Source organism: uncultured Bacteroides sp., assembly GCF_902491285.1.
Taxonomy (GTDB): domain Bacteria; phylum Bacteroidota; class Bacteroidia; order Bacteroidales; family Bacteroidaceae; genus Bacteroides.
This window is the reverse complement of the sequence record NZ_CABUHK010000006.1, coordinates 73,907-100,851: the sequence shown is the minus strand read 5'-3', so window position 1 is coordinate 100,851 and position 26,945 is coordinate 73,907. Positions and strand designations below refer to the sequence as shown.

Here is a 26,945-nt window from a genome sequence, read left to right as displayed (position 1 = left end):
TTTTTCACGTTTGCATCTTCATACGCCCAGTATTTTAAGAAGATAGGAATGAAAGACGGTCTTTCCTCTCTTTCGGTAGTTTCTATATATCAGGATCCACTTGGCAGAATGTGGTTCGGAACAACTGAGGGATTAAATATTTATAACGGTAATAAGATTTCGCGAATAACCAAGTACCAATCTTTGGTTGAAGGGAAAGTGGAGACAAAAAACTTACGCGGGAATGTTTCGCAAATCCTTGGTGATGGAAAAGAAAGAGTCTTTATAATAAACAATAATACACTACTTGAATACAACTTATTGAAAGACAAGTTTACGGAAATCTCTTCAAATGGCGTGAGAACAATGAATTTCTATGAAGGGAAATTATATTATTTTGTAAAAGATTCATTGATGTCGTATGTTCCCGACTGTCCGATTTCGTTTCAAAAAAGATACGACATTCCTTATATAACTTGCATGGAGTACAAATCGGGAATTTTTTATATAGGAACGAAGAACGGACTTTTTAGGGTAAAAGACGAAAAAGTGGAATGTATATTGCCCGATATCGAAATCTACAAGATTTTTCAAAGTTCGTCAGGCGAATTCTGGGTGGCATCGCGTATGAATGGCCTGTATCGCATAAAGGCCGATAATAAGATAATTGAAGAAACCATCTCTCCCTCAAGAGTGGTTAGTCCGCAAATTCGCGAGTTTGTGGAAGATAACCGAAAACGAATCTGGTTCGGCACATTCGATGGACTTCAGATGTATGATCCCGAAAAGGATGAGTATAAAGTTTATCGTGCGGAAAACATAGCCGGTACGCTTGAACACAACTCCGTCTTTTCTCTTTATAAAGACATTCAGAATACCATTTGGGTGGGAAGTTACTATGGAGGAGTCAACTATTTCAATACTGAGTTCGATCTTTTTTCTTATTATCGTAACAACAATAGTAAAGATGGCAGGAACCTGAGTTTTCCTATTGTCGGACAAGTCTTTGAAGACCGAGAACATAACTTATGGATTGCTACTGACGGGGGAGGTATAAATGTATATAACAAACAAAATGGCTCGTTTACCTATTTTGACGCATCAATGCCAAATTCCATTCTTCATAACAATGTCAAATCCATGGCATACGACAATGAGAGAGATTGTGTATATATAGGAACATATACCGGCGGCTTAAGCAAGTATGACAGGAAGACAAAGACTTTCTATAATTATCTGGAACATAGCACAAAAGAGAAATCTCCCAGCGACAGGATACATTGCTGTAAATATCATGACGGCATTTTATACATCACTGCCACCAATGGTTTCTGGACTTTAGATGTGAAGACAAACGTTTTTTCGATAGTGGATTATCATGCCGATATAATCTCTATGGAAATAGATCAAAATGATAACATTTGGCTGACTTCCAAGGAGAATATATATCTTTACAATATCCGTACCTCGGAATTTATCAGGCTGTACGGACTGGAAAACAGATTACCCAAGCATATCAGAATAACCAAAGTGTTACCTGCCAAGAAAGGGAATAATCTATATATATCCACCTTGGGGGCAGGCTTTTTCTCTTATGACATGGACTCAAAGACATTGAAGCAATATCTTCATGAAGAAAACGGGTTGTTGAGTAATTTCTGTTACAACATCGCTGAAACAGAGAAAGGAGATGTCTTTATTACAAACGATAAGGGATTTTCCATTTTTATGCAGGATGAGAGGTTGGTGAAGACTGTAGATTTCCAAGCTGATAAAGGAATGATTTCTACCGTTATAGACGTATGCGGCATATATGTGTCGCCCAATGATGTAGTGTATATGGGAGGAGTAGGTGGCATGATGTCTTTGGATTATAAAAAATATAAGACTGTACTGAATTCAATAGGAGACGACTTTTTCCACTTAGAGACCCTGTATATCAATAATAGTCTGATATCTCCTTCGGACAATAGCGGCATATTGAGCAAGACATTAGCGTATACCGACGAGATTAACCTTAAACACAACCAGAACAACATATCTTTTACCTTTGCCAATTCCAATTATATCGGTTTAGCCCACACGACTGCATATTACTATATGCTTGAAGGTTTTGATAAAGGATGGGGTACTACAGAAAGCACAAATATAAACTATACAAATATCCCGCCCGGAAAATATAAGCTTATAATCCGCAAGGTAGGCAACAAACTTGGCGGAGCGGGAAAAGATGAGATCTCCCTTTTCATAAACGTCTCTCATCCGTGGTATGCAAACATCTATGCATATATCATATATTTTGTGATAATCATCGCTATATTTTATAGTTATTGGCGTATAAGTTTGACGCGTCAAAAGTTAGCCTTGTCATTAGAGAACGAAAAACGCGAAAAACAGCGTATAGAAGAAGTGAACAAGTTGAAACTACGTTTCTTCACAAACATATCCCACGAGTTTCGCACCCCTCTCACCTTAATTATGGGGCAGCTCGAGACCTTGATTCAAAATGAAGGATTGTCGCTATCAGTACAGCGCAAACTGCAACGTATATACAAGAACAGCCTTAATATGCGTAACCTGATAACCGAACTGCTTGATTTCCGTAAACAAGAACAAGGCTATCTGCAGTTGAAAGTAGAAAAGTACGACTTGGTATCATTTGTCCGTGATATATTTGATTCATTCAAGGAATATGCCGACAAACGTGGTATAGAATATAACTTTTATCATACAAGCCAAAATATTGAGGCATGGTTTGACGGGATACAGTTACAAAAAGTAATATTCAATTTACTCTCGAATGCCTTTAAATATACACCTGTCAATGGTAATATAAGCATAAAAGTGGCTTCATCGCACGAAATGCTGGAAATAGAAGTAAAAGATAACGGCTGTGGCATTGCTTCCGAATCAGTAGATAAAATCTTTAACCGTTTTTATCAGGCGGACAATGCTCCGAAAGAACCGTTGAGAGGTACCGGCATAGGTCTTGCATTGACAAAAGGCATTGTCGAGTTACACAAAGGACGCATAGAGGTGAATAGCGAGGTAGACAAAGGCAGTACATTCAGAGTGCTATTGCCGGCGGGTAACTCACATTTTACCACTGAAGAACTGAATTTGAAAGAGAAACGACTCTTAACGGATGCCGTTTCAAATGATATTTCCGTTGAACTTGATGATGAAGTCTCTACTACGGTTCCGGAAAATGAGATTTCGGATGATATCCCAGTAAAACCGGTAATGCTCATAGTAGAAGATGACGATGACATTCTTACGATGCTCGAAGAAATATTCATGCCCGTATATAAGGTTTTCAGTGCCCGCAATGGTGCCGAAGGGTTTGATATGGCACAAAAACTGTATCCTGCCATCATTCTTAGTGATGTAATGATGCCCATTATGACAGGCAAAGAGATGTGTTATAAAATAAAAAACAGTCTCGAGTTATCACATATACCTGTGGTCCTACTCACCGCACAGACATCCGAAGAGCATACTGTAGAGGGATATATGTTCGGCGCAGACGATTATGTCACCAAGCCATTTAATGTAAAGATGCTGATGTCCCGTTGTAACAGTCTGGTTAAAAACCGCCGTTTAATATTTGAAAACCTTAGAAATATTCAGATTGAAGACAAGGGAGTGTCGGTTGTTGCCAATGTTACAGACTTACAATTCGTAGAACAGGTAACTGAAATCATAAAGAAGAACTTTGATAATCCGGAGTTTGATATGAATGTATTGGCTTCTGAAGTAAATATGGGTAGAAGCAAACTTTATATACGAATAAAAGAAGCAACGGGTATCACGCCAAACGAATTCACCTTACACATAAAACTTAAAGAAGGGTTGAAAATGCTTAAGGAATCTCCTACACTTAACATTTCTGAAATTGCTTACAGGCTGGGCTTTACTTCACCTCGTTATTTCAGCAAATGCTTTAAGGACTTTTACGGAGTCACTCCTCAAGCGTATAGGAAAAAAAATGAGAATTTGTAATATCATACATATGTAATAAAAGTTTTTCGTACTATTTTATCATAAACAAAATACAATAGACGCAAATCCAAAATGTATAAGTCGGTTAATTTTGCGTTGTTTATTAACGTGTACCAACTTTATATTTATTATTTATGAGAATCAAATGGCACATATGCCTTGTTACGGCATTGACACTTTGTGTTGCTAATTCATTGAATGCTTCAGAATCATTTCATTTAAGTGATGTAAAAAAGAGCCATGGACTGAGTTTTAAAACATTACCCAAAGTCTGGGATGAAGGTATTCCATTAGGTAATGGCATTATGGGTACCTTGATATGGCAAAAGGGAGACGTATTACGCTTGTCTCTAGATAAAGCCGATTTGTGGGATTTACGTCCAGTCGAGGAGTTTGAGTCTTCACAATATTCATACGGATTTATATGCGATGAAGTTATTGGCAAGAAAGACATATCACGTGTAGACAAACTCATAGATGCACGTACTAGAGAAGATGTGGCTCCTACAAAATTACCAGCAGGTGCTTTGGAAATACCTGTTTCTTGTTTTGGTGAAGTAGAACGTGTCGCATTGGATTTGCATACCGCCGTATGTACCATAATCTGGGGAAATGGGGTTGAAGCCCAATTCTTTACAAATGCGGTTGACAAGATAGGGTATTTCAGATTTATCAATCTGCCTCGGGAACTACAATTCAAATTTGTACCTCCACGCTTTCAAGAAGATAAAAAAGAAGTAGAGCATATAAAAGACAATAATGGTCAAAGTCTTCTTACACGCCTTGGTTATCAAACAGGCAAGGTCTTAAGGACTGGTAACAGCATTGTTTATAATCAGAAAGTATATGGCGATATTTCATATTCCGTAGCCTTAAACTGGATAAATATATCAGATAGCATAGTCGAGGGGCGTTACGCACTTACAACTCACGGGACTTGGTATAGCGAATCTTGCAAGGCTGATAAATTCTTAAAGCAAAATTCAAAATCTTACGAAAAGGCTTTGGCTGAACATCAGGAATGGTGGAAGAACTACTGGTCGGAGTGCGAAATAACCCTGCCGGACGATAAGACACTTGAACGCCAGTGGTATCTGGAAATGTATAAATTCGGTTCCGCCTCACAAAAAGGTGCGCCGCCTATCTGTTTGCAGGCTGTATGGACAGCCGACAATGGTCAGACTCCGCCATGGCGTGGAGATTTTCATAATGACTTGAATACACAACTGAGTTATTGGCCCGGATATGCAGCGAATCACATTGAAGCGAGTTCCGTATTTACGGATTGGTTATGGAAAATAAAGGACAACGGTGAAAGGTTTACAAAAAAGTTCTTTGGCGTTACCGGCTTGAATATACCTGGCATTGCAACTTTGGAAGGCAAAGCCATAGGCGGATGGAGTCCTTATTCTCATCAACCTACAGCCAACGGATGGTTAGCCCATCATTTTTATCTTCAATGGAAATATACTGCCGACAGTATGTTTTTAAAGGAACGGGCTTATCCGTGGATAAAGAATGCAGCCTTGTTTTTTGATAATATATCTATAAAAGATGAGTATGGCCTTCGCAAACTCCCTTTGTCTTCTTCGCCGGAGATTAATGACAATCGGCTGGATGCATGGTTCCGGCAGACAACGAACTATGATTTGGCTGCGATTCGTTTTGTGTATGGAGCGGCAATAGAAATGGCAAATGTATTGGGTCTGAATGAAGACGCAGAACATTGGAAAAAAATGCTTGAAGAATGGCCGGATTTTGCTGTAAACGAGACAGGACTTTTGATTGCCCCCGATTTTCCCTTCAAAGAGTCGCATAGGCATTTGTCCCATTTATTAGCCTTTCATCCGTTAGGACTTTTAGATATCTCACAAGGAAAAGACGTGGAGAAACTTATTAGACGTTCTATATATAATGTAGAGGAGCAAGGCACATCGGCATGGTGTGGATACACTTATGCTTGGTTGGCCAATATGAAGGCGCGTGTATTTGACGGTGATGCAGCTTCAAAAGCCCTACATATTTTCATAAAGGCATTCTGCGCTCCCAACAGTTTTCATCTGAATGGAGACCAGACAGGAAAAGGCTATTCTTCTTTTAAATATCGTCCTTTTACCCTTGAAGGTAATTTTGCTTGCGCCGCAGCCATTCAGGAAATGCTTCTACAAAGTCACACAGGAGTTATAAGAGTATTCCCAGCTCTGCCTGAAAGCTGGAAGAATGCTTCATTTAAGAAAATGCGTGCAATGGGCGGTTTCCTGGTCAACGCTGATTATTCGGATGGTAAGATAGCAAGAATTGAGATATATTCAGAAAATAAAGGTGAATTACGCCTTTTTAATCCGTTCACCCAAAAGATAGAGATAAAACAGATGATTCCGGGTGAGACTTTTATACTTGAATAATAGTCGGATTCGTCCTCAGTTTCATGTAATGATACAGCCGTTGTCACCTCGCTGACAGAATCTTGCCAGTAAAGTGGCAACGCTTTGCCGACAAGGTGGCAACAGAAGTACCATTCATATTGCCCCCACGTTAAAATAGTTTGCCGGACAATAAATGTATATGATTGAAATGATTGTATCATATTCTTAAAGCCTCATTTCGATAGTTTTGCAGCAAAATTTTTATTGTTAATTTTAAATGGTAATGTAAGATGAAAAAAAATGTTGTAGTTGGTTTGAAAAGGACTTTGAAAAGGTCCTCCGGAGTTTTCCTGTGTATGCTCACATTAGCATCGTGCTCCAAAACCGAGAATATCTTTAATTTTGATAAAGGAAACGGGAATACTCAAGACAAGGGATATATGGTGGCAAACTTCGAGTCGGAAAACATGACTCCGTGCATATTCCGTTTCGGCAATAATATCGGTGCAGCGAAGAGAGGCCAGGAAATAGACCTGAATTTCAAGCCGCGTTGGGTTTATTCACATGAAGTGGTTGCCAACCCGGTAAAGGATGAAGCCAACAATTCGGAACGTGTATTGAAATACACATCTATGGAAGTTCGTAATTTTGGTATCAAGATTCGTTTCCCTGAAACATATGCACCAACAGACATCAAGAATGTACAGTTCAAATTGTTCCAACCTTCCAATGTGTTGGGTAAAACAACATGGAATAACACTCCCGCTGCTACTGAACAGAACGTGTGTGTGAAATTACTTTCGAAGTTTAATGCCGTTTGTGATTTCCGGGAGGATGACGGTGTGTTACTTAACAGGGGAGCCCAACCATTCAATCAGGAAGGAGAATGGGTTACGTTCAAATTTGATTTCACTAAACAGTTGTATGGCAGTGCGGCATATACAAAGTTGAACGACGGAATATGCGGTATCGCTATTTTGCCAACATATGGTTCCGACACAACATTGGCAGAAGACAATACTTACTGCTGTTATATCGATGACATTACATTAAACGTAAAAGACGAAGAATAATAGATTATGCGCACTATTCTTATTTTGTTGTCTGCTTTCATGATAACCTCTTATAGTAGAGGTGAAACCAAGCAACAGGCCATAGAACGATTACGTGACGAATTGTCGTCTTTACAATATGATGTGGATGAAGCATACAACGATTCCGTATGGCAATTGCTTGACGAGACCGGACGTTTTACTGATTTGCGCAGTAAGGAGAATGAAATAATAGAGGGTGGATATACTTCCAGCTCGAAGATGAGTCATTGCACATTTATTAATAATGTCACTGATGAAGCTTTTAGCAGATTGAATAAACTCACTTGCCAATATCGTGGGAAAAACATTAACCTGGCTTCTGACTCCTTACAACTGCTTTTAAAAAGTATATTGTTTTATGGACAATTGGAAACAGATAGAAACGACAAGACTCCGGGACGTTTCCATGCCTCTTGTTTCGCTATTCCACGGAATGCGTTGACTGTTTATTTTTCTCTTTTACCCTTAATGGACAGTATAGAGAATGGTACTTACAATAACAAATTAGTATCCGATGCAAGGAACAAGTTAATCGATGTAGGTTTCCAGTCGTGGACACAGCCATCAAGAAACGACTCTACAGACAATAATGTGGTTTCTGTAGAAAGGTTCCGCAAGCACGTATGGTGGGTTGGCGGTAATGCACTCGACTATCGTCCGCTTCTTGAGGCAGCCTTAGCTATGAAGTCTATTCCGATGATAGACGTTCTTGCGGAAGTTACGTTAAAATCATTTTCAGTCGTTTCGCAAACTACGTTTGATGAAGCTTTTTGGACTGAGGGCATGACTGCCGACGGTGCCGGTTGGGGACATGGTATGCAGTGTCTTGTCTGGGGATATCCGATTGATGGAATGAAAGGAGCATTTGGCATATTAAAAGCTTTGAGAAAAACCCCTTGGGTTGAGACACTGTCACCGGAAGCTGTTGATGTGGTTATGAATTATATACGCGGTTCGGCATTTTATCATTGTAAAGGAATTATCCCTCCTCTTTTGGACCGTGGAAATATGACACGTGCCAAGAACCGTAAAGGAAACATACCTTCAGTATCTTTAGCTTCCATACTATTGAAAGACTGGAGAGAGGTATTGACTGAAAAACAGATTAAAGAGTTGGAACAGTTCGTTTCCGAATCTTCTGAATTTGACATACAGATGGCCGGATATCCGGCAGGGAACTATCATGGAGTACGTTATTTTTATAACAATGATGATGTTATAAAGAAAACCAAGGACTATTATCTGTTTGTGAATATGGCATCATATAGGGTAGATGGTCTGGAAAGTGCATATCCCGGTGCTGCCGGTTTCAATTTCTACAGTGCCGACGGTGTCACACTTTTCCAAAACAGCGGTGATGAATACCGGAATATTTTAGGAGCAATGAAGATGACTGCGTGGCCGGGTGTCACTACCAGACAGACTCCTGTACCATTGAAACCTATTATGAATTGGAGAGGATATACAAGCCTTTACGACTTTGCAGCCGGAGCAACCGATGACGAAAGTGATTTTGCCGCAGGATTCATTTATAGGAAAATAAATGCCAATAACAAACAAAATCCCGATACTCTCGGAATTGGTGATGTGAACAATACGATTTATGGAGTAAAGGCAAATAAGGCATATTTCATGTTCGATGACCTGTTTATTGCTTTAGGCGCAGGGATAACCAATCTTCAGCCGGAGCTTGAAGGTGACATTACCACTACCATAGACCAGACTTTCAGTATGAAGCCCCCGACAGGCTGGAGCGAAGAAAGAAAAACCGTAAAATCTTGGAATCCTTACAAAGGGACTGAAAATGAATGGGTGAAACATGGCTATTTCTCTTATTATGTATATCCCGAACAGACCTCCGGCCGTGTAAGTGCCGCAAGGGAAATTAAAATGACGGATTGGAATAAGCTATGCAAGAATAATACCGAACCAGAGACAGAAGTTCCGGTATTCATAATGGAGATAAATCATGGACAAAAAGTATTCAACGGCAAATACGCTTATCTGGTTAATTGCGGCAATACTATTCCGGAAAGTCTTCCCAAGATATTAAGTAATACGGTAAATGTACAAGCGGTAGAAAGTGCAAATGGCAGGAAAATAGGTATAGTCTCATATAATACAAGTGAAAAAGAAGTTACATCTTCAATAGGTAAATTCAATATAGATATCAAGGCGGCTTTGTTGGTGCAACAGTTAGGTAATGATAAAATACGTATCTCCATTGCAGATGCCATGATGAATAAGGATAACGACACTTTAAGAATCAAGACTACTCTTCCCGTAACCGGTAATGAAGTACGCAAATTACAAGATGGATGGAACGAAGTAGCGGTGAAAATGCCCGCAGAACCGGAACGTGGGAAACCGGTATCGGTAGTTCTTGGATATAAATAACATCTGTACAACTGTATGAATCATATTCTTAAGGTGTAAAAATTGTCCGTTGGATAATATATACATCAACAGATTTGGATAATATCACCATAATCTGTCAGCTATATGTTTCCTTTGCATTGTTGAAAAGAAATTTTAGTGAATATTTTATAAAGGTTTAATTTTAATTCTAAAAAAGAAAACTATGAAGCAAAAAACATGGTTCTTAAAATGTTTCGGTGCTTTCTGTTTTATTTGGATGTTGTTCTCTGGTGCCGATGTTACGGCTGCAGAGCACTCGATAGAACAGAATCTGCAGGTTTCCGGAGTTGTTTCCGATACCAAGGGTGAAACATTAATCGGAGTAAATGTCTTTGTAAAAGGAACAACCATAGGTGTGATTACTGATATCGATGGAAAGTTCTCATTGAATGTCCCATCCAGAAAATCAATTTTGGTTGTATCGTTTGTCGGCTATCAGACAAATGAGTTTATTGTAGGCAATACAAATGAGTTCAAAATTGTATTGGAAGAGGAAGTCAATTCGCTCGACGAAGTCGTGGTGGTGGCATACGGCGCGCAGAAGAAACAGACTGTCACCGGTTCCATTACGATGATGAAGAGCAGCGAGATCCTCGAGACTCCTGCTGCCAATGTGACAAATGCCTTGACAGGTAAGTTGCCCGGTGTCATCACCCAACAGCCAGGTGGGCGTCCAGGTGAAGATGCTGCCGAAATTTATATCCGTGGTGTCGGCACTTGGAACGATTCCAAGCCTCTTATCATCATTGACGGTATAGAGCAGGAATCCTTCTCCCAGATAGATCCCAACGAAATCGAAAGCCTTTCTGTATTGAAAGATGCTTCTTCTACAGCCGTATATGGTATTCGTGGTGCAAACGGCGTTATACTCATCACTACGAAAAGAGGTAATATGGGAAAACCGAAAATCTCGCTTACGGCCAACTGGGGTTTGCAGGTTCCTACTGCTGTTCCCGAATTTCTCGGTTCTTACGAACACCTGCTACTACGCAAGAAAGCATACGAAAATGACGGGTTCAACCCTGCTGCCGAAGAACCGACTTTGCTATCGGACGAAGCGCTCGAAGGTTTCCGTCTCGGACAGGATCCGTATCGCTATCCTAACGTCAATTGGTATGACGAGGTTATCAACAAGAGTGGTTCTCTCCAGCAACAATATAATATCAATGTGACAGGTGGTACCAAGATTGTGAAATATTTCATCTCTGTAGGTTATCTCCACCAAGATGGTATCTTTAAATATCAAGATCTTCAGGAGGAATACGATCCGAGCATCTACTTTAAGCGTTTCAACTTTCGTTCCAATATAGACCTGACTATTAACAAATATCAGACACTTACCGCTAATATTTCAGGCCGTACGGAAGAAATGAACGGTATCGCCGGCGCAAGTGGCGCAAGCAGTGGCAAGGGAGGATTCTTTGCAGGAATTATAGCGAAAGAACCTTGGCGTCATCCCATAGCCAACCCCGACGGATCCATGGGTGCAGTGTCCGGTAGCGCAAACCCTATTGCATCTCTTGCTTTCGGAGGATATGAAAATTCCAAAGTAAACTATTACGATATTATCGGTACTTTGAAAAACGACCTAAGCTTTATCACTAAGGGATTGAGTTTCGACCTGTCGATTTCATTCAATAACAGATATGGTTCCACTAAGAAGTATTCCGATGCTATTGACACATATTATTACGATCCTCTTGCAGAAAGATACGATCAAATAACAGACGACACTCCATTCAAATTTAGTAGCGAAACCAATATCTCCCCCATGCGTCGCACTAATCTTCAGTTGAAACTTGCATACGGACGGGGATTCGGACTTCACAATGTGAACTCGGTACTAGTGTATAACCAACAGAAGACCACTTCCGGCTCCGCTATCCCAAGTGCATTGATGGGATATGCCGCACGTGTGGAATATGGCTATGCCGACCGCTACTTAGCTGAATTGAGCATCGGTTACAACGGTTCGGAGAATTTCGCTCCCGGACATCGGTTCGGTATATTTCCTTCCGGTTCGTTGGGTTACGTCATTTCCGAAGAACCATTCATGAAGAAAGTGAAGAAGTTCCTACCTTACCTTAAATTAAGGGGGTCAATAGGTCTTGTGGGTAACGACAAAGGACAGGCCCGTTTCTTGTATCTGGGACAATACGATAAGATTGGCAATTCGGGCGGTGGCGGTATCCCGAGTTTCGGTTTCGGAACAACAAGCCCTTCTTCTGCAGGTGGTATAAGAGAAACCCGTGCCGGAAATGAGAACCTTACTTGGGAAACAGCATTGAAATCGAACGTAGGTATCGAAGGACGTTTGTTCAAGGATAACCTTCTTTCGTTCTCCGTAGATTTCTTCAAGGAACACCGTAAAGATATCCTTATGCAACTTAACTCTGTTCCTACCATCATAGGTGTGGCTGCACCGTATGCCAACGTAGGAGAGACGAAGAACTGGGGGTATGAAATAGACCTGACACACCGCAATAAGATAGGCAATGTGGGTTATTATGTCAAGGGCAACTATAGCTTCGCACGCAACAAGGTGATATACAAGGATGACCCAATAAACAAGCCCGACTATCAGAAAGAAGCGGGCTACCGCATAGGCCAGTTCAGGGGATACGAGGTACTGGGCTTTTTCCAAAATGAAGAGGAAATAAAGAACTCGCCCGACCAATCTACTCTCGGTGGTCCAATCATTCCCGGTGACTTGAAGTATCGCGATGTGAACAACGACAAGGTGATAACCGAGGAAGACAAAGTTCCTATCGGATACGCCCGCATTCCGGAAATAATGTATGCCGTCACTCCGGGCATCACATGGAAAGGTCTTGAAATTTCCGCTATGTTCCAGGGAGCCGCCAACGCATCTATATTCTTTACCGGAAATGCAGGCTTTGAGTTTGGAGGCGGAGCCGGTGGCGGCCAGGTCTCCAAGACACACCAGAACTATTGGACACCGGAAAATCAGAATGCATCATATCCTTCGCTTCATAAGAATGCAAAACACAGTAATAAGAATATCAACTCGTTTCATCTGAAGTCGGGCAGCTATCTTCGTTTGAAGAACATCTCCGTCTCCTACAACTTCCCGTCGAAGATATGCAAAAAGATACACATGGAAGCATTAAAGATATATCTGAATGCAAGCAACCTGTGTACGTGGTCTAAGATAGACAATTTCGACCCGGAAGTAGTAAACGAAAGCGGTGATGTGTATCCACAGCAGAGTGTATATAATTTAGGTGTAAACATTAATTTCTGATCAGACTATGAATTTAAAGAAAACTATATTCGTATTCGGGGCAAGTTTGTTTATGGCCTCATGTACGGACTTGTTCAACCCCGACCAGCTCAATATGGCTCCGAAAGACAACTTGAACGAGACCAAGATTTTTACCGACTACAACCTGTTTCGCCAGTATGCTGATCATACATACTCCTATATGCCCGGACATCTTGCCAGAATGTGGTGCGGACCTGTTTCCGAACTTGGTGACGAATCACGCAACAATGGTGTAGGTACACAGACTCCGCCGTTTAATACCGGAGCATGGGGTGGCAGTAAAGACGATCCGGGAGCAGCGGAAATAGCTGATATGTGGGACAATCTTTATGTGGGAATCCGCAAAGCGAACATGTGTCTTAACAACATAGATAAGGTTACGAATTTCCCAGAGGGTATAAAAGACCGTTATATCGGTGAAATGCACTTCTTGCGTGGATTCTTTTATTTCGAGCTAATAAAGCGTTGGGGTGGAGTACCTATCGTACCGCAAAACGTCAATTTGAACGAAGAACTCGACTTACCCCGTAATACGTACGATGATTGTGTGGAGTATATAGTCGAGGAGTGCAATGCTGCAGCCGCCATATTGCCGGAAAAACATGCGGATTACGACAACGGTAGAGCAACAAGAGGTGCCGCACTTGCCTTAAAGTCGAGAACATTGCTTTATGCAGCACGCCCATTACATAATCCCAACGATGATGTGACGAAATGGGAAGCCGCCGCAAGGGCTGCAAAGGATGTCATCGATTTGGGAATATACAAACTACATCCCGAATACGAGAAACTGTTCTTTGAGCCTATATGCGACGAGGTGATATTGAACCGTCCCCGCAGCAGAATTAACGGGTCAAACGGATTCTATGTTTCAGGCGGTAATCATAGCAGTTGCGGCATCATTCCCCGTTTTTATATGACTACCAGACATAATGGTTGGTGCCAGGATTTTGTCACACAGAATATGGTGGACAAGTTTGAAGACAGCAAAGGTTATCCCATAGACCATAAAAATTCCATTTATGACAAGAACAATCCATACGTCAATCGCGACCCTCGCCTTGACAAATGTATCTTACGCGACGGTCGTATGTGGTGTGGAGTTGAAACGGAGTTTTGGATAGATGAAGACGGGAAGTACGGTTTGGACAAGGCTACTCAACATACAAACAGATTGGGGTACACCTGCATCAAGTATTGGCCTGACGGATTTTTACGTTATGGCGGTTCCACCACTTATCTCAATTACATCTTCTTCAGATATGCAGAGATACTACTCAACTTCGCCGAAGCACAGAATGAGGCCGGTGGTCCTTCAAGTTCGCTTGACGGTTTGTCTGTACGCAAAGTCCTTACTGATCTTAGGAAACGTGTAAACCAAGTGCCCATACCTGAAGATATTTCCGACACAAGGGAGACAATGCGTAAAAGGATATGGAACGAGCGCGCTGTGGAGCTCTGTTTCGAAGAACATCGTTGGTACGACGTGATTTCATGGCACAAAGGTGTAGAGTTCTTTGACGAACAGAAGATTTACGGTATGAACATCACCAAACATTCTGATGGTTCGAAAACGTACGAGACATTTGAATACCAAGACCCGACGTTCAAAGAACATATGCACCTGTACCCCATTCCATACGACGAGGTGTACAAGAGCAAAGTCTTGAAACAAAATCCGGGATGGCCGGGATATGAAGAATAAGCAAACCGAATAAAAAATAATATGAAAACAAGACATTTAATATATTTTTTGGGACTTATGGGTGTGTTGTACGGCTCCGCTGTACAGGCACAGAACAAGAAGTCGCAAACGGTGACCGTGGAAGGCGTCGTAGTAGACGAGAACAACAAACCGGTTGAAGGGGTCGTTGTTAAGGTACAAGAAAAGAGGATAGAATCGCTTACCGGAAAAGACGGACATTTCTATATGCTCGTTGATCCTTTCGACGTACTGGTGGTAGACGTAGACGGCTACCGTCCCATTGTCACCCCAGTAATGGGCAAGGATTCGCATACGCTGAAATTGGAGAAATTCCTCCACCATGAGAATGAAATGGTGGGCGTGGCATACGGTGAACAATCCAAACGTTCCATAACTTCGGCCATATCATCGATAGGTGTCGGCGAGATTTCCAAAAACTCGGTGACAAGCATACAGCAGGCCATGGACGGAACACTTGCCGGACTATATTCAATGAGGAACGGTGGCGAGAACATAGGCAAAAACAACTTTAACTTCTTCGTCAGAGGTAAAGCCACGAATGCCACAGCCACCCCGCTGATATTCGTCGACAATATGGAAGCGAACATCGATCTTATCGACTTCAACGAAGTGGAAAGTATCTCCGTACTAAAAGATGCAGCCGCACTCGCCCTTTACGGCATGAGAGGTGCAAATGGTGTGATCCTTATCAAGACCAAACACGGTAGTGACATCCGCCACTCCATCAATGTGGACATTCGTGCCGGTATACAACAGGCAGACCGCTTGTCCGACCGATTGAATGCGTTGCAATATACGACATTATATAACGAAGGTCTCGTGAACGACGGCAGTAGTCCTATCTACAATACGGACGCTTATCTCAACCCGAACCGGGACGCTTTCCTCTATCCGGACGAAAACTATGCCGACAGATATCTGAAACGTACCACCCCTTTCCAGCATTACAATATGACTGCTTCGGGCGGTAACAAGATAGCCAAGTATTTCATATCCACAGGATATATGAAACAAGAAAGGATTTTCGAAACAAACGCCGGCGACAGCTACGAACGCTTCAATGTCCGTTCCAACCTCGACGTGAACCCGTTCAAGGGTATGGAAGTAAACCTTTCCGTATTCGCTGCACTCGATAAAAACTATACACCTTATTACGACAACAAGACTGTACAGAATGCCTCGAACGACATTTTCAATACGTTGATGACACTCCCCGCAAATGCTTTCCCGTTGTTCAACAAGGACGGTTCCTTGGGCGGTACATCACAATATCGCACCAACCCCGAAGGCCTGCTCAACAGAAGCGGTGTACGTAAGGACGAAACACGTCTGCTCAATATGCAGTTGCGCGGCAAGTATGATTTAACTCCCCTTCTTCCGGGATTATCCATCGATATGTCGTACGGTTTCGAGAACTACAATATGCAATACACCAAAATATCGCATTCGTATGCAGTGTTCCAAGAACAGCCTAACGGAAGTTACACCCAGTTCGGCAATGATGACAACCAGGACAGCCGTGGTGCGGACATGATGGGTGGTTTCTACAGATACTCCACATTGGGAGCAGGCATCGACTACACGAAATCGCTTGCCGGAAAGCACGACTTGGCTGTACGCTTGCAGTACAACCACTCTATCGAGACTTCCCCGGGCGACAATCCGGACTATAAATACCAGTCACTGGCATTACGTGCCCAATACGGTTTCAAAAAACGCTATTATGCCGAGTTCACCACATCGTATAATGCATCCAACTATTACACACACGGTGACAGAGGCGGTTTCTTCCCGGCCCTGGGTCTTGCATGGATAATGTCGGACGAAGCATGGATGAAAAACCTCGAAGCAGTAGACTACCTGAAGTTCCGCACCTCGTTCGGTATAAGCGGTAATGACCGCACGGGCGGAAGGCGTTTCCCATACCGTCAGGAGTTTTCTTCCGGTGGAAACTACAGTTTCTGGAGTGATGCGTACGGTATGATAGAAGGTACGCTTGCCAATCCTGACGAAACATGGGAGAAAGCGTATAAGTTCAATTTCGGTATGGATATGGAACTGTTTAAAGGATTGTCGTTGACTGCCGATTATTTCTACGAAAAGCGTACAGACATACTCGTTCCCTACTCGAACTCCGTTCCCAACCTCATAGGTATAGATATGGCAAAGTACAACTTCGGCAAGATACAGAACCAGGGTATGGACATGAACATAATGTATGCCAAACAGTATGCCAACGGTGGTTTCTTCGTGGGTGGAAATATGTTGTTTGCAAAGAACAAGGTACTCGAACTCGGTGAAATAAATTATGAATACGGACACCAGTTCCTGAAAGGCCATTCCATCAACACCCAGTTCGGATTTCTTACTGACGGTATTTATACTTCCAAAGAGGAACTGGTAAATGCACCGTCTTCATCTTTCGGCACTCCTGCGTTGGGGGACATAAAATATGTGAACCAAAACCCGCAGGACGGAAACATGATTGACGACGTGGACAAAGTGGCTTTAGGAAACACCTTCCCGGAACTTATTTACGGCTTGACATTAGGCGGAAATTTCAAAGGTTTCGACATACAGTGCAACCTCGAAGGTTCTTCATGCTACTCGATGTTCTACATCCCCGGCAAGTTCACTACATGGACTTACAACAACCGCTGGAATCCGGCACAGCCCAACGTGATGACAGCTTATCCGCGTGTGAGCATAGAAAACGATTATAGCCGCCAGACTTCTGACTTCTGGAAACAGGACATCAATATGTTGCGTATCTCTTCTGCCGAGATAGGCTATACGTTACCAAGCAAATGGGTGAAGAAAGTCATGTTGAGCAACGTCCGCCTGTATGTCAACGCCAACAACCTGGTCACTTTCTCCAACTTGCGCGACGGCAGAAACCCTGAAGCGGTAAATGCGGGATATTCCCAATATCCTCTACTAAGAACTATATCATTTGGTATATCTTTAAAACTTTAATAGCATGAAACTCAAAAAACTGAATATAATAGCATTATCGTTGCTCGCTTTCATCTTCTCGGGATGCGACTCGTTCCTTGACCCGGAAAAAGATGGAAAAATGAACGAAGAGGATGTATGGAATAACTATACGCAAGCATTCCAATTCCTCAACAATGCGTATAATTATCTGCCCAACGGATATAACCGTATCAGTAACGCCATGTTGGCTTCGGCATGCGACGAAGCCGTACACTCCGACGTGACAAGCGGTATAAAAGGCTTCCACGATGGTACGTGGGGACCGTACAATCTTGTGGAAAATGTGTGGGACAAGAACTATGACGGAATACGCGTAGTAAACAAATGGTTAGAGAACTGCGAAAATATCGTCTTCCCCGTAAAACCGACAATCACCGGTACGCAGGAAGATTTAGTCAGGACACGCGACCGCATGAAGGGTGAAGCATATTTCCTCCGCGCCTATTTCTATTTTGAACTGATAAAGCGTTACGGCGGCGTTCCTCTGTTTACAGACAAGCTTGATATAGATGAGGCGAAAAGCCAGGAACGAGCTTCCTACAACAGATGTGTACAGCAAATACTTGCCGACCTCGAACTTGCTTTCGGCGCTTTGCCGGTAAACTATGTGGATGGTGATGATGTAATTAAAGGTTTCAACGAGATGAAAGATAAAGGACGCCCTACACAAGGAGCAGCACTCGCTTTGAAAGCAAGAGTCCTTTTGTATTGGGCCAGCCCTCTGAATAATCCGGACAACGATATGAGCCGTTACCAGGCCGTAGTGGAAACCACAGAGAAGTTAAAAAGATTAGAAGGCGTGAAGTACGGGCTTGTCGACTTAGAATCGAATACAGGTTATTTGAACGTATTCGTGTCGCAGACGAACACTGATCGTTACAATAAGGAGATACTGTTTTCTACCAAATACAATTCTGAAAACGGCTACGAGCGCAACAACTCTCCGATTAGTCTTGGCGGTAGAGGTTACACCGGTCCGTCACAAAATATGGTAGACGCATTCGGTATGGCAGACGGCACTGATTTCGACTGGAACAACCCGGTACACGCAGCCGCTCCTTACGAAAACCGCGACCCTCGTTTCTACATGAACATCGCTTATAACGGAATGGACTTCAAAATGAACATGCAGTCTACTACGATAGAAACTTTTGCTGGCGGCAAAGACGCGGCAGGTGCCTATACCACTTCCACCCGCACGGGCTATTACTTAAAGAAAGCTATGTCGAACGATGTGGTATGGGACGGTGGTACCGCAAACTCCGTAAACCGTACATGGCCGTTGATACGTTATGCTGAAGTGCTGCTCAACTACGCCGAAGCACTGAACGAGATGTTGCCGGCTCCGGACAAGCGCGTCTATAATTCTATCGAAGAAATCCGTAAGCGTGCCGGACTTACCCCTTACAGGTTAAATCCTTCGTTGACAAAGGACGAAATGAGAAAAGTGATAAGAAAGGAGCGCCGTGTGGAACTAGCATTCGAGGAACACCGTTTCTTCGATATCCGACGCTGGAAACTGTTCGATGAACCGGAACAACACAACGACTTACTGAAAATAAGGGGCATGGAGATAATTAAGGAGGGTGAGCACTTTACCTATAATCCGAATGTGGTGATAGAGGAAAGAGAATTCGACAACAAGATGTATCTCTATCCTATATCACAATATGAGATAATAAAGACTAACAACCAGATTGAACAAAATCCGGGATGGTAATTAAATGAGAACACGTATGAAAAAGATATTATTTATTATGACTTTATTATGGGGAGGCTTCACAGCCTCTTCCATAAAGGCACAAATCGACGTTAACAAGGTATTTCCCAACGCGGTGATGTCCAAGGAAATCTACGATAAAGCAAAGGCAGAACTTGACAAGCCTGAAAGCCCGTTTAAAACCCTGTTCGAGACGGCTATCAAAGCGGAATCAGACAAGAATCTGAATCAGGCAACATGGTGGAAAGCCAATTATAACGATGCCACACAAGCAGATAAGGACTACATCGTGAGAGAGATGAACAGGATATACTACCATTGCGTAACCTACCTGATGACCGGCGAACAGAAGTATCTGGACAAAGCCGCGGCCAATCTCAAGGAATGGACAAAAGGTAACGTTGCAAACCACAGGTCGAACATCAACGAACACTATTATACTCCAGCCGTGGAAGGATATTCCATCATCCGCAATGTTATCTCCGAAGCAGACAGAAAGACTATCGACAATTGGGTAAATAAACGTCTTCAAGTATTCAAAAGCGACAACGACTTGCGTATAAACAACTGGGGTACATGCCTTCTTTTTCAATTCTATCTATATGGTACAGTACTTGGTGATGAGGACGCTTTAAACTATTTCAATACCAACTATCCGGAATGGGTGAAACAGAACCTTTTTCCCAACGGCACTACGACAGACCTCTTGGGACGAGACGCTTTTGCATACCATGCATACGACCTGCAGTTCTTTGCAAAGATATGCCATCTGAAAGCCATACTTGAAGGATACGAGGTAGCTGATGTTTTCTATGCACAAGATGTAAACTGGGGGGCTTCTATAAAAAGAAGTGTTGACTTTTGGAAACCATTCATACTTGAACCGACAAAGTATACCCATGTAGAATTCGTAAATACGGAATATGCTCCAGACAAGAACCGTAGTGACTATAACAATACATATAATCCGGGCGGAACGGTTTATGCGGTAGACGAACTTTACGAAATGGACCGGGACTTAAAGCGAGTGATAGACAAATACAGAAGTAATGAGTTTGCCACTTGGCGCCTCGGCCTGAGTGCTTTGCGCTGGAAATAATAAACTTAAAAACCCAAAGAAATGAAAAATCCATATAAGAACATAAGGCTTTTCACATTGCTTGCTGCAATGGTGGCAATGGTGGGATGTAGCAACGATGATAACAAATTGAACCAAGGAGAATTGTCGTTCGAGATAACATCTTCTGATTTCGAATGTGTCAGCGGACAAGAACACGTAGTGTCCGTTCCAGCAGAAGGGCAGATTTACAGTTTCATGGTGGATGCTTCTGATGCGACTTCATGGACTGTGACGTTAGAAGGTGGTGCATGGGTCACCGTCAATCCCGTGGCAAAACAGAACGGTAGCGGTGAGATTATAATAATGGCATCGGAAAACTCATACAATGAGAACAACCGCAGTGCATTGGTCAGCATCACCAACACCGCCAACGAGGATGTCTACACATATCGTTTCAACCAAGAGTATGATACCGAGTATATCCGTCCTGAGTACAATTATTATACGTACATGATAGGCGGCGGAGAACAGGATATGACGTTCAAAGTGGAAAACATCGGATTGAGCGGAAATGTCACTCTTGACATAGCCAACGAGAACGATGAACTTGACATGAAAGAATACAGTATCCGATACGAGACGGAATGTGAGGTACTGAAAAGCACACATTATTCAGATTTGAAATACGAGAACAACACATTGTCCGTGACATTTAACAAGAGTTACATAAGCCAATTGAGTTCAACCAAAGACTATATGCTGCCTGTCACTTTCATGCAAGACGAGACAGCCGTACGCCGTATTTGGATCATCGTAAACACGAAGAGTAGCGGTGGCGCACCTATGGGTGACGAACTCCCGGAAATAAAAATTACCAATGATATGTTGTTTGCAAGCAGTCAAAGATGGTCTCAAGATCATACAAGAATTGCAGATGGTGACATCACGACTATCTTTCAAACAATTTGGAATAGCGGCATAAATCCTCACTATGATGCTGAATATGGAGTGTACATCGATGTGAATTTGCCGGATAACCAATACAAATATATTACATTCAATTATATAACCGGTACTAATAACAATAATGTACCAAGCCATATAAAAATATATGCAGGAGAGTCGAAGAGTAATCTTGTGTTGTTGGGTGAATATTTAAGAGAAAATGATAATTTACCTACCGGAAAGAGTACATGGTTTAGGGAAAGAGCAGATTTACCTGTCTATGCCTTGAACGGGATGCAGGTTAAAGTCTTCAGAATTTCTTTCATACGCAGTTATGATGCGCTAAATCATCAGAAGGAAAATGAGCCTATGACAGATGAGTCTCATAATGTTGCTCCTAATATTAACTTAACACACCCTGCTGTAACCATCGGCGAATTGAAACTTTACGGTTTATAACCAATGAAAGATTAGAACACGAATTACACAAATATTGCTTTTTAGACTTATATGATCCAAACTTATCTGATTGGGTATTTGTGTTATTTGTGTTCTTATGTTGGGTTTTGACACATTTTTAATAAAACTTTAGTAATGAAAAACTTATTAATCCTCTTATCTTTCCCTCTCATGGGAATATTTACATCGTGCGGTGAAGCCGCGAAGGAAAAAGACTTTGTGGAAACAGGATTCACAACTGCCGAGATACAACTGAAGAACCAGTTAGCAGCAGTACCCGAACCTACGGAATATCCCCGTACAGTAGACCAAGACGGCAAGTTACAAACCACGAAGCTGAACGACTGGACGGAAGGCTTCTATCCGGGATGCCTATGGTATCTATATGAATGGAACAAAGAAGACTTCTGGAAACAGGCAGCTATAAAATGGACCGAAGCACTTGAACCTATGAAAACCACAAAGCATCACCACGATGTGGGGTTCCTGATGTATTGCAGTTTCGGAAACGCTTATCGCCTGACAGGAAACGAAAAGTACAAGGACATACTGATAGAATCCGCCAACTCACTTTGTACCCGATACAACGAAACCGTCGGCTGTATCGAATCGTGGAACAAGCGTATGGCATGGAACGGCAAGGACGAATGGCTCTATCCCGTGATTATAGACAACATGATGAATCTCGAACTGCTCTACTGGGCAAGCAAGGTGACGGAAGATCCCAAATATGCCATGATAGCCACGAATCATGCCCGCAACACCGCCAAGAACCAGTTCCGTGAAGATTATAGTAACTACCATGTGGTGAATTACGACGAGAACACGGGTAAAGTGCTCCACAAAGCCACTTGTCAGGGCTTTTCCGACAATTCAGCATGGGCAAGAGGGCAGGCATGGGCGATATACGGTTTCACAATGGTATATAGGGAAACCAAAGAACAGTTCTTCTTAGACATGGCATTAAAGACCGCCGAGTTCTGGTTGAACCACCCCAATATGCCGGAGGACGGTATCCCATACTGGGACTTCAATGCGGGACAGCCCGGATATACACCTGACTGGAAATACGACCCTTCCCAGTTCGAAGTAGTGCCGCGCGACGCTTCGGCAGCAGCAATCACGGCATCTGCTTTTCTCGAACTGGCGAATTACGTGAAGAACGGTAATAAGTACTATAAAGCAGCGGAACATATACTGAAGTCATTATCTTCGCCGACATACCTCGCCGTTCCGGGAAATAACTGTAACTTTACGCTGATGCACAGTGTGGGCAGTATCCCTCATGGCAACGAGATTGATGTGCCGCTCGTATATGCAGACTATTATTATCTTGAGGCCTTGTTGAAATACAGGAAATCTGATATATAATACTTATTCATATCAAAGAGACAGTCCTACTAACTAATACAATCAATATCATGAAAAGTCATTTATTGGGATTGTGCCTGGTATTGTGTGGAAGCATCATGGCTCAAAGTGAGGTTTCATCCGGATTACCATACTGGCAGGATATGCAGACGGTGAGCGTGAACCGCGAGAAGCCCCGTACCACTTTCATGTCGTTCGCCACGAAGTCGCAGGCCATGACAGGCAAGTATGAATCGAGTACCTATTACAGGTTGTTGAATGGCACCTGGAAGTTCTATTATACAGATTCACACCGCAACCTGCCAGCAGACATTACGGACAACGGTGCCGACCTGTCCGGATGGAAGGATATAAAAGTGCCCGGAAACTGGGAAATGCAGGGCTTCGGAACTCCTATCTACACGAACCACGGCTACGAGTTCCAGCCGAGAAACCCACAACCTCCACAGTTGCCAGCCGACATCCCGGTGGGAGTGTACCGCCGGAACATCAGCATACCGTCCGACTGGAACGGCAGGGACATCTACCTACACATAGCCGGAGCAAAGTCGGGATGCTACGTATATATCAACGGCAAGGAAGTGGGCTATAACGAGGATTCGAAGAACCCTGCCGAATATCTTATCAACGACTATATCGTGAAAGGGGAGAATATCCTTACCCTGAAGATATTCAGATGGAGCACAGGTTCGTTCCTCGAATGTCAGGACTTCTGGCGCATGAGTGGCATAGAAAGGGACGTGTTTGTCTATTCGCAGCCCAAAGCGGCAATCAAGGATTTTCGTGTGAAGTCTACGCTCGATGATTCTTACAAGGATGGAGCGTTCGATTTGGCAGTGGAGCTAAGAAACCGTGGCGATAAAGAAGCCCGCCTCAGCATAAGTTACGAGCTTATAGACAAAGCAAACGGCAAAACTGTCGCCAAAGGCGAAGAAGAACAGACAGTGGAGGACGGCAAGGAGAACACGGTATCTTTCGGTAAGAAAATACCGGGCATAAAGACCTGGACATCGGAGAAGCCCCATCTCTACAAGCTTGTAATGACAGTGAAAGAAAACGGAACGGTTACGGAGGTAGTACCTTTCAACGTCGGCTTCCGCCGTATCGAAATAAAGCCCATAGAGCAGTTGGCCGGAAACGGAAAGCCTTACGTGGTGTTATTTGTAAACGGACAGCCCATAAAGTTGAAAGGCGTGAACATACACGAGCATGACCCTCATACCGGCCATTACATTACCGAAGAAGTGATGCGCAAGGATTTCGCCTTGATGAAACAGAACAATATCAACAGTGTACGCCTATGCCATTATCCGCAGGACCGCCGTTTCTATGAACTGTGCGATGAATACGGACTCTATGTATATGATGAGGCGAACATCGAGTCGCACGGAATGTATTACGACCTTCGTAAAGGCGGCACGTTGGGCAACAATCCCGCATGGCTCAAGCCCCACATTTACCGTACGGAAAATATGTACGAACGCAACAAGAACTATCCGAGCATCACTTTCTGGTCGCTCGGCAACGAAGCGGGAAACGGATACAACTTTTACCAGACCTATCTGTGGATAAAGGAACGGGAGAAGCAACTCATGAACCGCCCGGTGAATTACGAACGTGCGCAGTGGGAATGGAACTCCGATATGTATGTACCCCAGTATCCGAGCGCAGACTGGCTCGAATACATTGGCAAGACAGGATCCGACCGTCCCGTTGTCCCGTCAGAATACTCCCATGCCATGGGCAACTCCAACGGCAACCTTTGGGACCAATGGAAAGCAATCTATAAGTATCCGAACCTACAGGGAGGATACATTTGGGACTGGGTAGATCAGGGCATAGCGGAACGTGACAAAGACAGCAACTGCTATTGGACATACGGCGGCGACTATGGAACGGATATGCCAAGCGACGGAAACTTCTGCTGCAACGGCATCGTGGGACCGGACCGTACACCCCATCCGGCTATGGCGGAAGTGAAGTATGCCCATCAGAACGTATCTTTCGAGGAAATGGATGCAAACAAGGGCAGGTACAGAATCATGAACCGTTTCTATTTCACCAACCTCGACGAATACAACGTGAGCTATGAACTTACGGCAAACGGCAGCAACATAAAAGAAGGAGTATTGAACATAGCGCTCGCCCCCCAAGAGAGCAAGGAGATTACCGTGCCGACAGAATATCCCTCGGCCGTTGCCGGTGTGGAATATCTCATCAATTTCAGTGTCCGTACGAAGAAAGCCGAAGGACTGATTCCCCAAAACCATGAAATAGCCCACGGACAGTTCTGTCTGCCTGTCTCAGCCTCCACCAGCGAATATAATGCCGCCGGCCCCACATTGAAGGATATGAGTACAGAGAATGCTATCATAGTGCGCTCTTCGAAAGTGAATTTTGAGTTTGACAAGGATGCCGGACTACTGAAATCGTACAAGGTGAAAGGCTTGGAATATTTCGCTGGCGGATTCGGTATACAGCCCAACTTCTGGCGCGCTCCCAACGACAATGACTATGGCAACGGAAACCCCAAACGGCTGCAGGTGTGGAAGCAGGCAAGCCGTGACTTCAACGTATCAGGAACAGACGTGAAGATGGCCGATGGCAAAGCTTTTGTGACAGTGACATACGGCCTGCCTACCGGAAACACCTATACCGTTCTCTACACAATTTATCAGGACGGGATAATGAACGTGAATTTGCATTTCACGCCCACCAGCCATAAGGCGGCCCATACCGACATATCGGAAGACACTCATCTTGCCACCTATACTCCGGGAAAGAAGAAAGAAGACCCGGACCGTCTTGAAGTGCCGCGCATAGGTGTGCGCTTCCGCGTTCCGATGAAAATGAACCGTGTGAAGTATTACGGCCGCGGCCCCGGAGAAAACTACATCGACAGGAATGCCGGTTCGATGATCGGCCTTTACGATACCACCGTAGAAACGATGTATGTGAACTACGTACGCCCGCAGGAAAATGGGCACCGCACCGATACCCGCTGGCTGATGTTGTCCGATAGTCGAGACAGCGGCTTTATGATAAAGGCGGACAGCACGGTAGGTTTTAATGCCCTGCGCAATGCCGTAGAGGATTTCGACTCGGAAGAGACCACGAACCGTCCGTACCAGTGGAGGAACTATTCGGCGGAAGAGATACGCAATCACAATGAGAAGGAAGCGCGTAACGTATTGCGCCGCATGACCCACGTGAATGACATAAAGGCACGTGATTTCATCGAGGTATGCATAGATATGAAGCAACAAGGAGTAGGAGGATACGACAGCTGGGGTGCCAAAGTGCAATCCGGATTCACCATTCCCGCGAATTGCGATTACAAATGGGGATTTACCTTCATACCCGTAAACGGCAAGAATGCTTCCAACTATCTGAAGTACAAATATTGATTTTCATTTTGCCCGCCGCCAAGGACAAAGAAAAAACCGGATATATATATTGGTATATGCCGAATATGAATTGAAAAATTCCAATAGCATCGGGGTGCTACACGGCTACCTTGAT

The 26,945-nt window shown here is 43.4% G+C and carries 12 protein-coding genes; all 12 read left to right on the top strand.

What is annotated here, in order from left to right; all coding sequences use genetic code 11:
- Window positions 1-48 precede the first annotated feature (48 nt).
- The 12 genes from RDN93_RS02835 (at window position 49) to RDN93_RS02780 (ending at window position 26,830) form a co-directional block, all read left to right on the top strand.
- Window positions 49-3,981, top strand: coding sequence for an ATP-binding protein (locus tag RDN93_RS02835; RefSeq protein ID WP_308744139.1), 3,933 nt, complete (start codon window positions 49-51; stop codon window positions 3,979-3,981).
- A 134-nt stretch (window positions 3,982-4,115) separates the two neighbouring features.
- Window positions 4,116-6,386, top strand: a complete 2,271-nt coding sequence (locus RDN93_RS02830) for a glycoside hydrolase family 95-like protein (protein WP_308744138.1) — start codon at window positions 4,116-4,118, stop codon at window positions 6,384-6,386.
- A gap of 317 nt (window positions 6,387-6,703) precedes the next feature.
- Window positions 6,704-7,420 carry a hypothetical protein gene (locus tag RDN93_RS02825; protein ID WP_308744137.1) on the top strand — a complete coding sequence of 239 codons (717 nt, stop codon included), beginning with the start codon at window positions 6,704-6,706 and terminating at the stop codon, window positions 7,418-7,420.
- A gap of 6 nt (window positions 7,421-7,426) precedes the next feature.
- The gene (locus RDN93_RS02820; RefSeq protein ID WP_308744136.1) at window positions 7,427-9,838 is read left to right on the top strand and encodes a polysaccharide lyase family 8 super-sandwich domain-containing protein; all 2,412 of its coding nucleotides are present in this window, start codon (window positions 7,427-7,429) and stop codon (window positions 9,836-9,838) included.
- 184 nt (window positions 9,839-10,022) lie between these two features.
- Entirely contained in the window at window positions 10,023-13,124 is a 3,102-nt protein-coding gene (locus RDN93_RS02815) for a TonB-dependent receptor (RefSeq protein ID WP_308744135.1), read from the top strand.
- A 7-nt stretch (window positions 13,125-13,131) separates the two neighbouring features.
- Complete coding sequence (locus tag RDN93_RS02810; protein WP_308744134.1) at window positions 13,132-14,850, top strand: RagB/SusD family nutrient uptake outer membrane protein; 1,719 nt, start codon at window positions 13,132-13,134, stop codon at window positions 14,848-14,850.
- 21 nt (window positions 14,851-14,871) lie between these two features.
- The gene (locus RDN93_RS02805; RefSeq protein ID WP_308744133.1) at window positions 14,872-17,847 is read left to right on the top strand and encodes a SusC/RagA family TonB-linked outer membrane protein; all 2,976 of its coding nucleotides are present in this window, start codon (window positions 14,872-14,874) and stop codon (window positions 17,845-17,847) included.
- Between the two features lie 4 nt (window positions 17,848-17,851).
- On the top strand, window positions 17,852-19,588 hold the full coding sequence (locus RDN93_RS02800; RefSeq protein WP_308744132.1) for a RagB/SusD family nutrient uptake outer membrane protein: 1,737 nt from the start codon (window positions 17,852-17,854) through the stop codon (window positions 19,586-19,588).
- A 16-nt stretch (window positions 19,589-19,604) separates the two neighbouring features.
- Complete coding sequence (locus tag RDN93_RS02795) at window positions 19,605-20,687, top strand: alginate lyase family protein (RefSeq protein WP_308744131.1); 1,083 nt, start codon at window positions 19,605-19,607, stop codon at window positions 20,685-20,687.
- Between the two features lie 21 nt (window positions 20,688-20,708).
- Window positions 20,709-22,052, top strand: a complete 1,344-nt coding sequence (locus RDN93_RS02790; protein WP_308744130.1) for a hypothetical protein — start codon at window positions 20,709-20,711, stop codon at window positions 22,050-22,052.
- Window positions 22,053-22,223: 171 nt separating this feature from the next.
- Complete coding sequence (locus RDN93_RS02785; RefSeq protein WP_374047359.1) at window positions 22,224-23,423, top strand: glycoside hydrolase family 88 protein; 1,200 nt, start codon at window positions 22,224-22,226, stop codon at window positions 23,421-23,423.
- Window positions 23,424-23,473: 50 nt separating this feature from the next.
- Window positions 23,474-26,830, top strand: coding sequence for a glycoside hydrolase family 2 TIM barrel-domain containing protein (locus RDN93_RS02780; RefSeq protein WP_374047358.1), 3,357 nt, complete (start codon window positions 23,474-23,476; stop codon window positions 26,828-26,830).
- Window positions 26,831-26,945 lie beyond the last annotated feature (115 nt).

Excerpts from the sequence above, each read along its gene's own strand:
- RDN93_RS02790 (WP_308744130.1), top strand. The coding sequence starts at position 20,709 with ATGAAAAATCCATATAAGAACATAAGGCTTTTCACATTGCTTGCTGCA.
- RDN93_RS02830 (WP_308744138.1), top strand. The coding sequence starts at position 4,116 with ATGAGAATCAAATGGCACATATGCCTTGTTACGGCATTGACACTTTGT.
- RDN93_RS02780 (WP_374047358.1), top strand. The coding sequence starts at position 23,474 with ATGAAAAGTCATTTATTGGGATTGTGCCTGGTATTGTGTGGAAGCATC.
- RDN93_RS02785 (WP_374047359.1), top strand. The coding sequence starts at position 22,224 with ATGGGAATATTTACATCGTGCGGTGAAGCCGCGAAGGAAAAAGACTTT.
- RDN93_RS02815 (WP_308744135.1), top strand. The coding sequence starts at position 10,023 with ATGAAGCAAAAAACATGGTTCTTAAAATGTTTCGGTGCTTTCTGTTTT.
- RDN93_RS02795 (WP_308744131.1), top strand. The coding sequence starts at position 19,605 with ATGAAAAAGATATTATTTATTATGACTTTATTATGGGGAGGCTTCACA.
- RDN93_RS02835 (WP_308744139.1), top strand. The coding sequence starts at position 49 with ATGAAAGACGGTCTTTCCTCTCTTTCGGTAGTTTCTATATATCAGGAT.
- RDN93_RS02825 (WP_308744137.1), top strand. The coding sequence starts at position 6,704 with ATGCTCACATTAGCATCGTGCTCCAAAACCGAGAATATCTTTAATTTT.
- RDN93_RS02810 (WP_308744134.1), top strand. The coding sequence starts at position 13,132 with ATGAATTTAAAGAAAACTATATTCGTATTCGGGGCAAGTTTGTTTATG.
- RDN93_RS02800 (WP_308744132.1), top strand. The coding sequence starts at position 17,852 with ATGAAACTCAAAAAACTGAATATAATAGCATTATCGTTGCTCGCTTTC.
- RDN93_RS02820 (WP_308744136.1), top strand. The coding sequence starts at position 7,427 with ATGCGCACTATTCTTATTTTGTTGTCTGCTTTCATGATAACCTCTTAT.
- RDN93_RS02805 (WP_308744133.1), top strand. The coding sequence starts at position 14,872 with ATGAAAACAAGACATTTAATATATTTTTTGGGACTTATGGGTGTGTTG.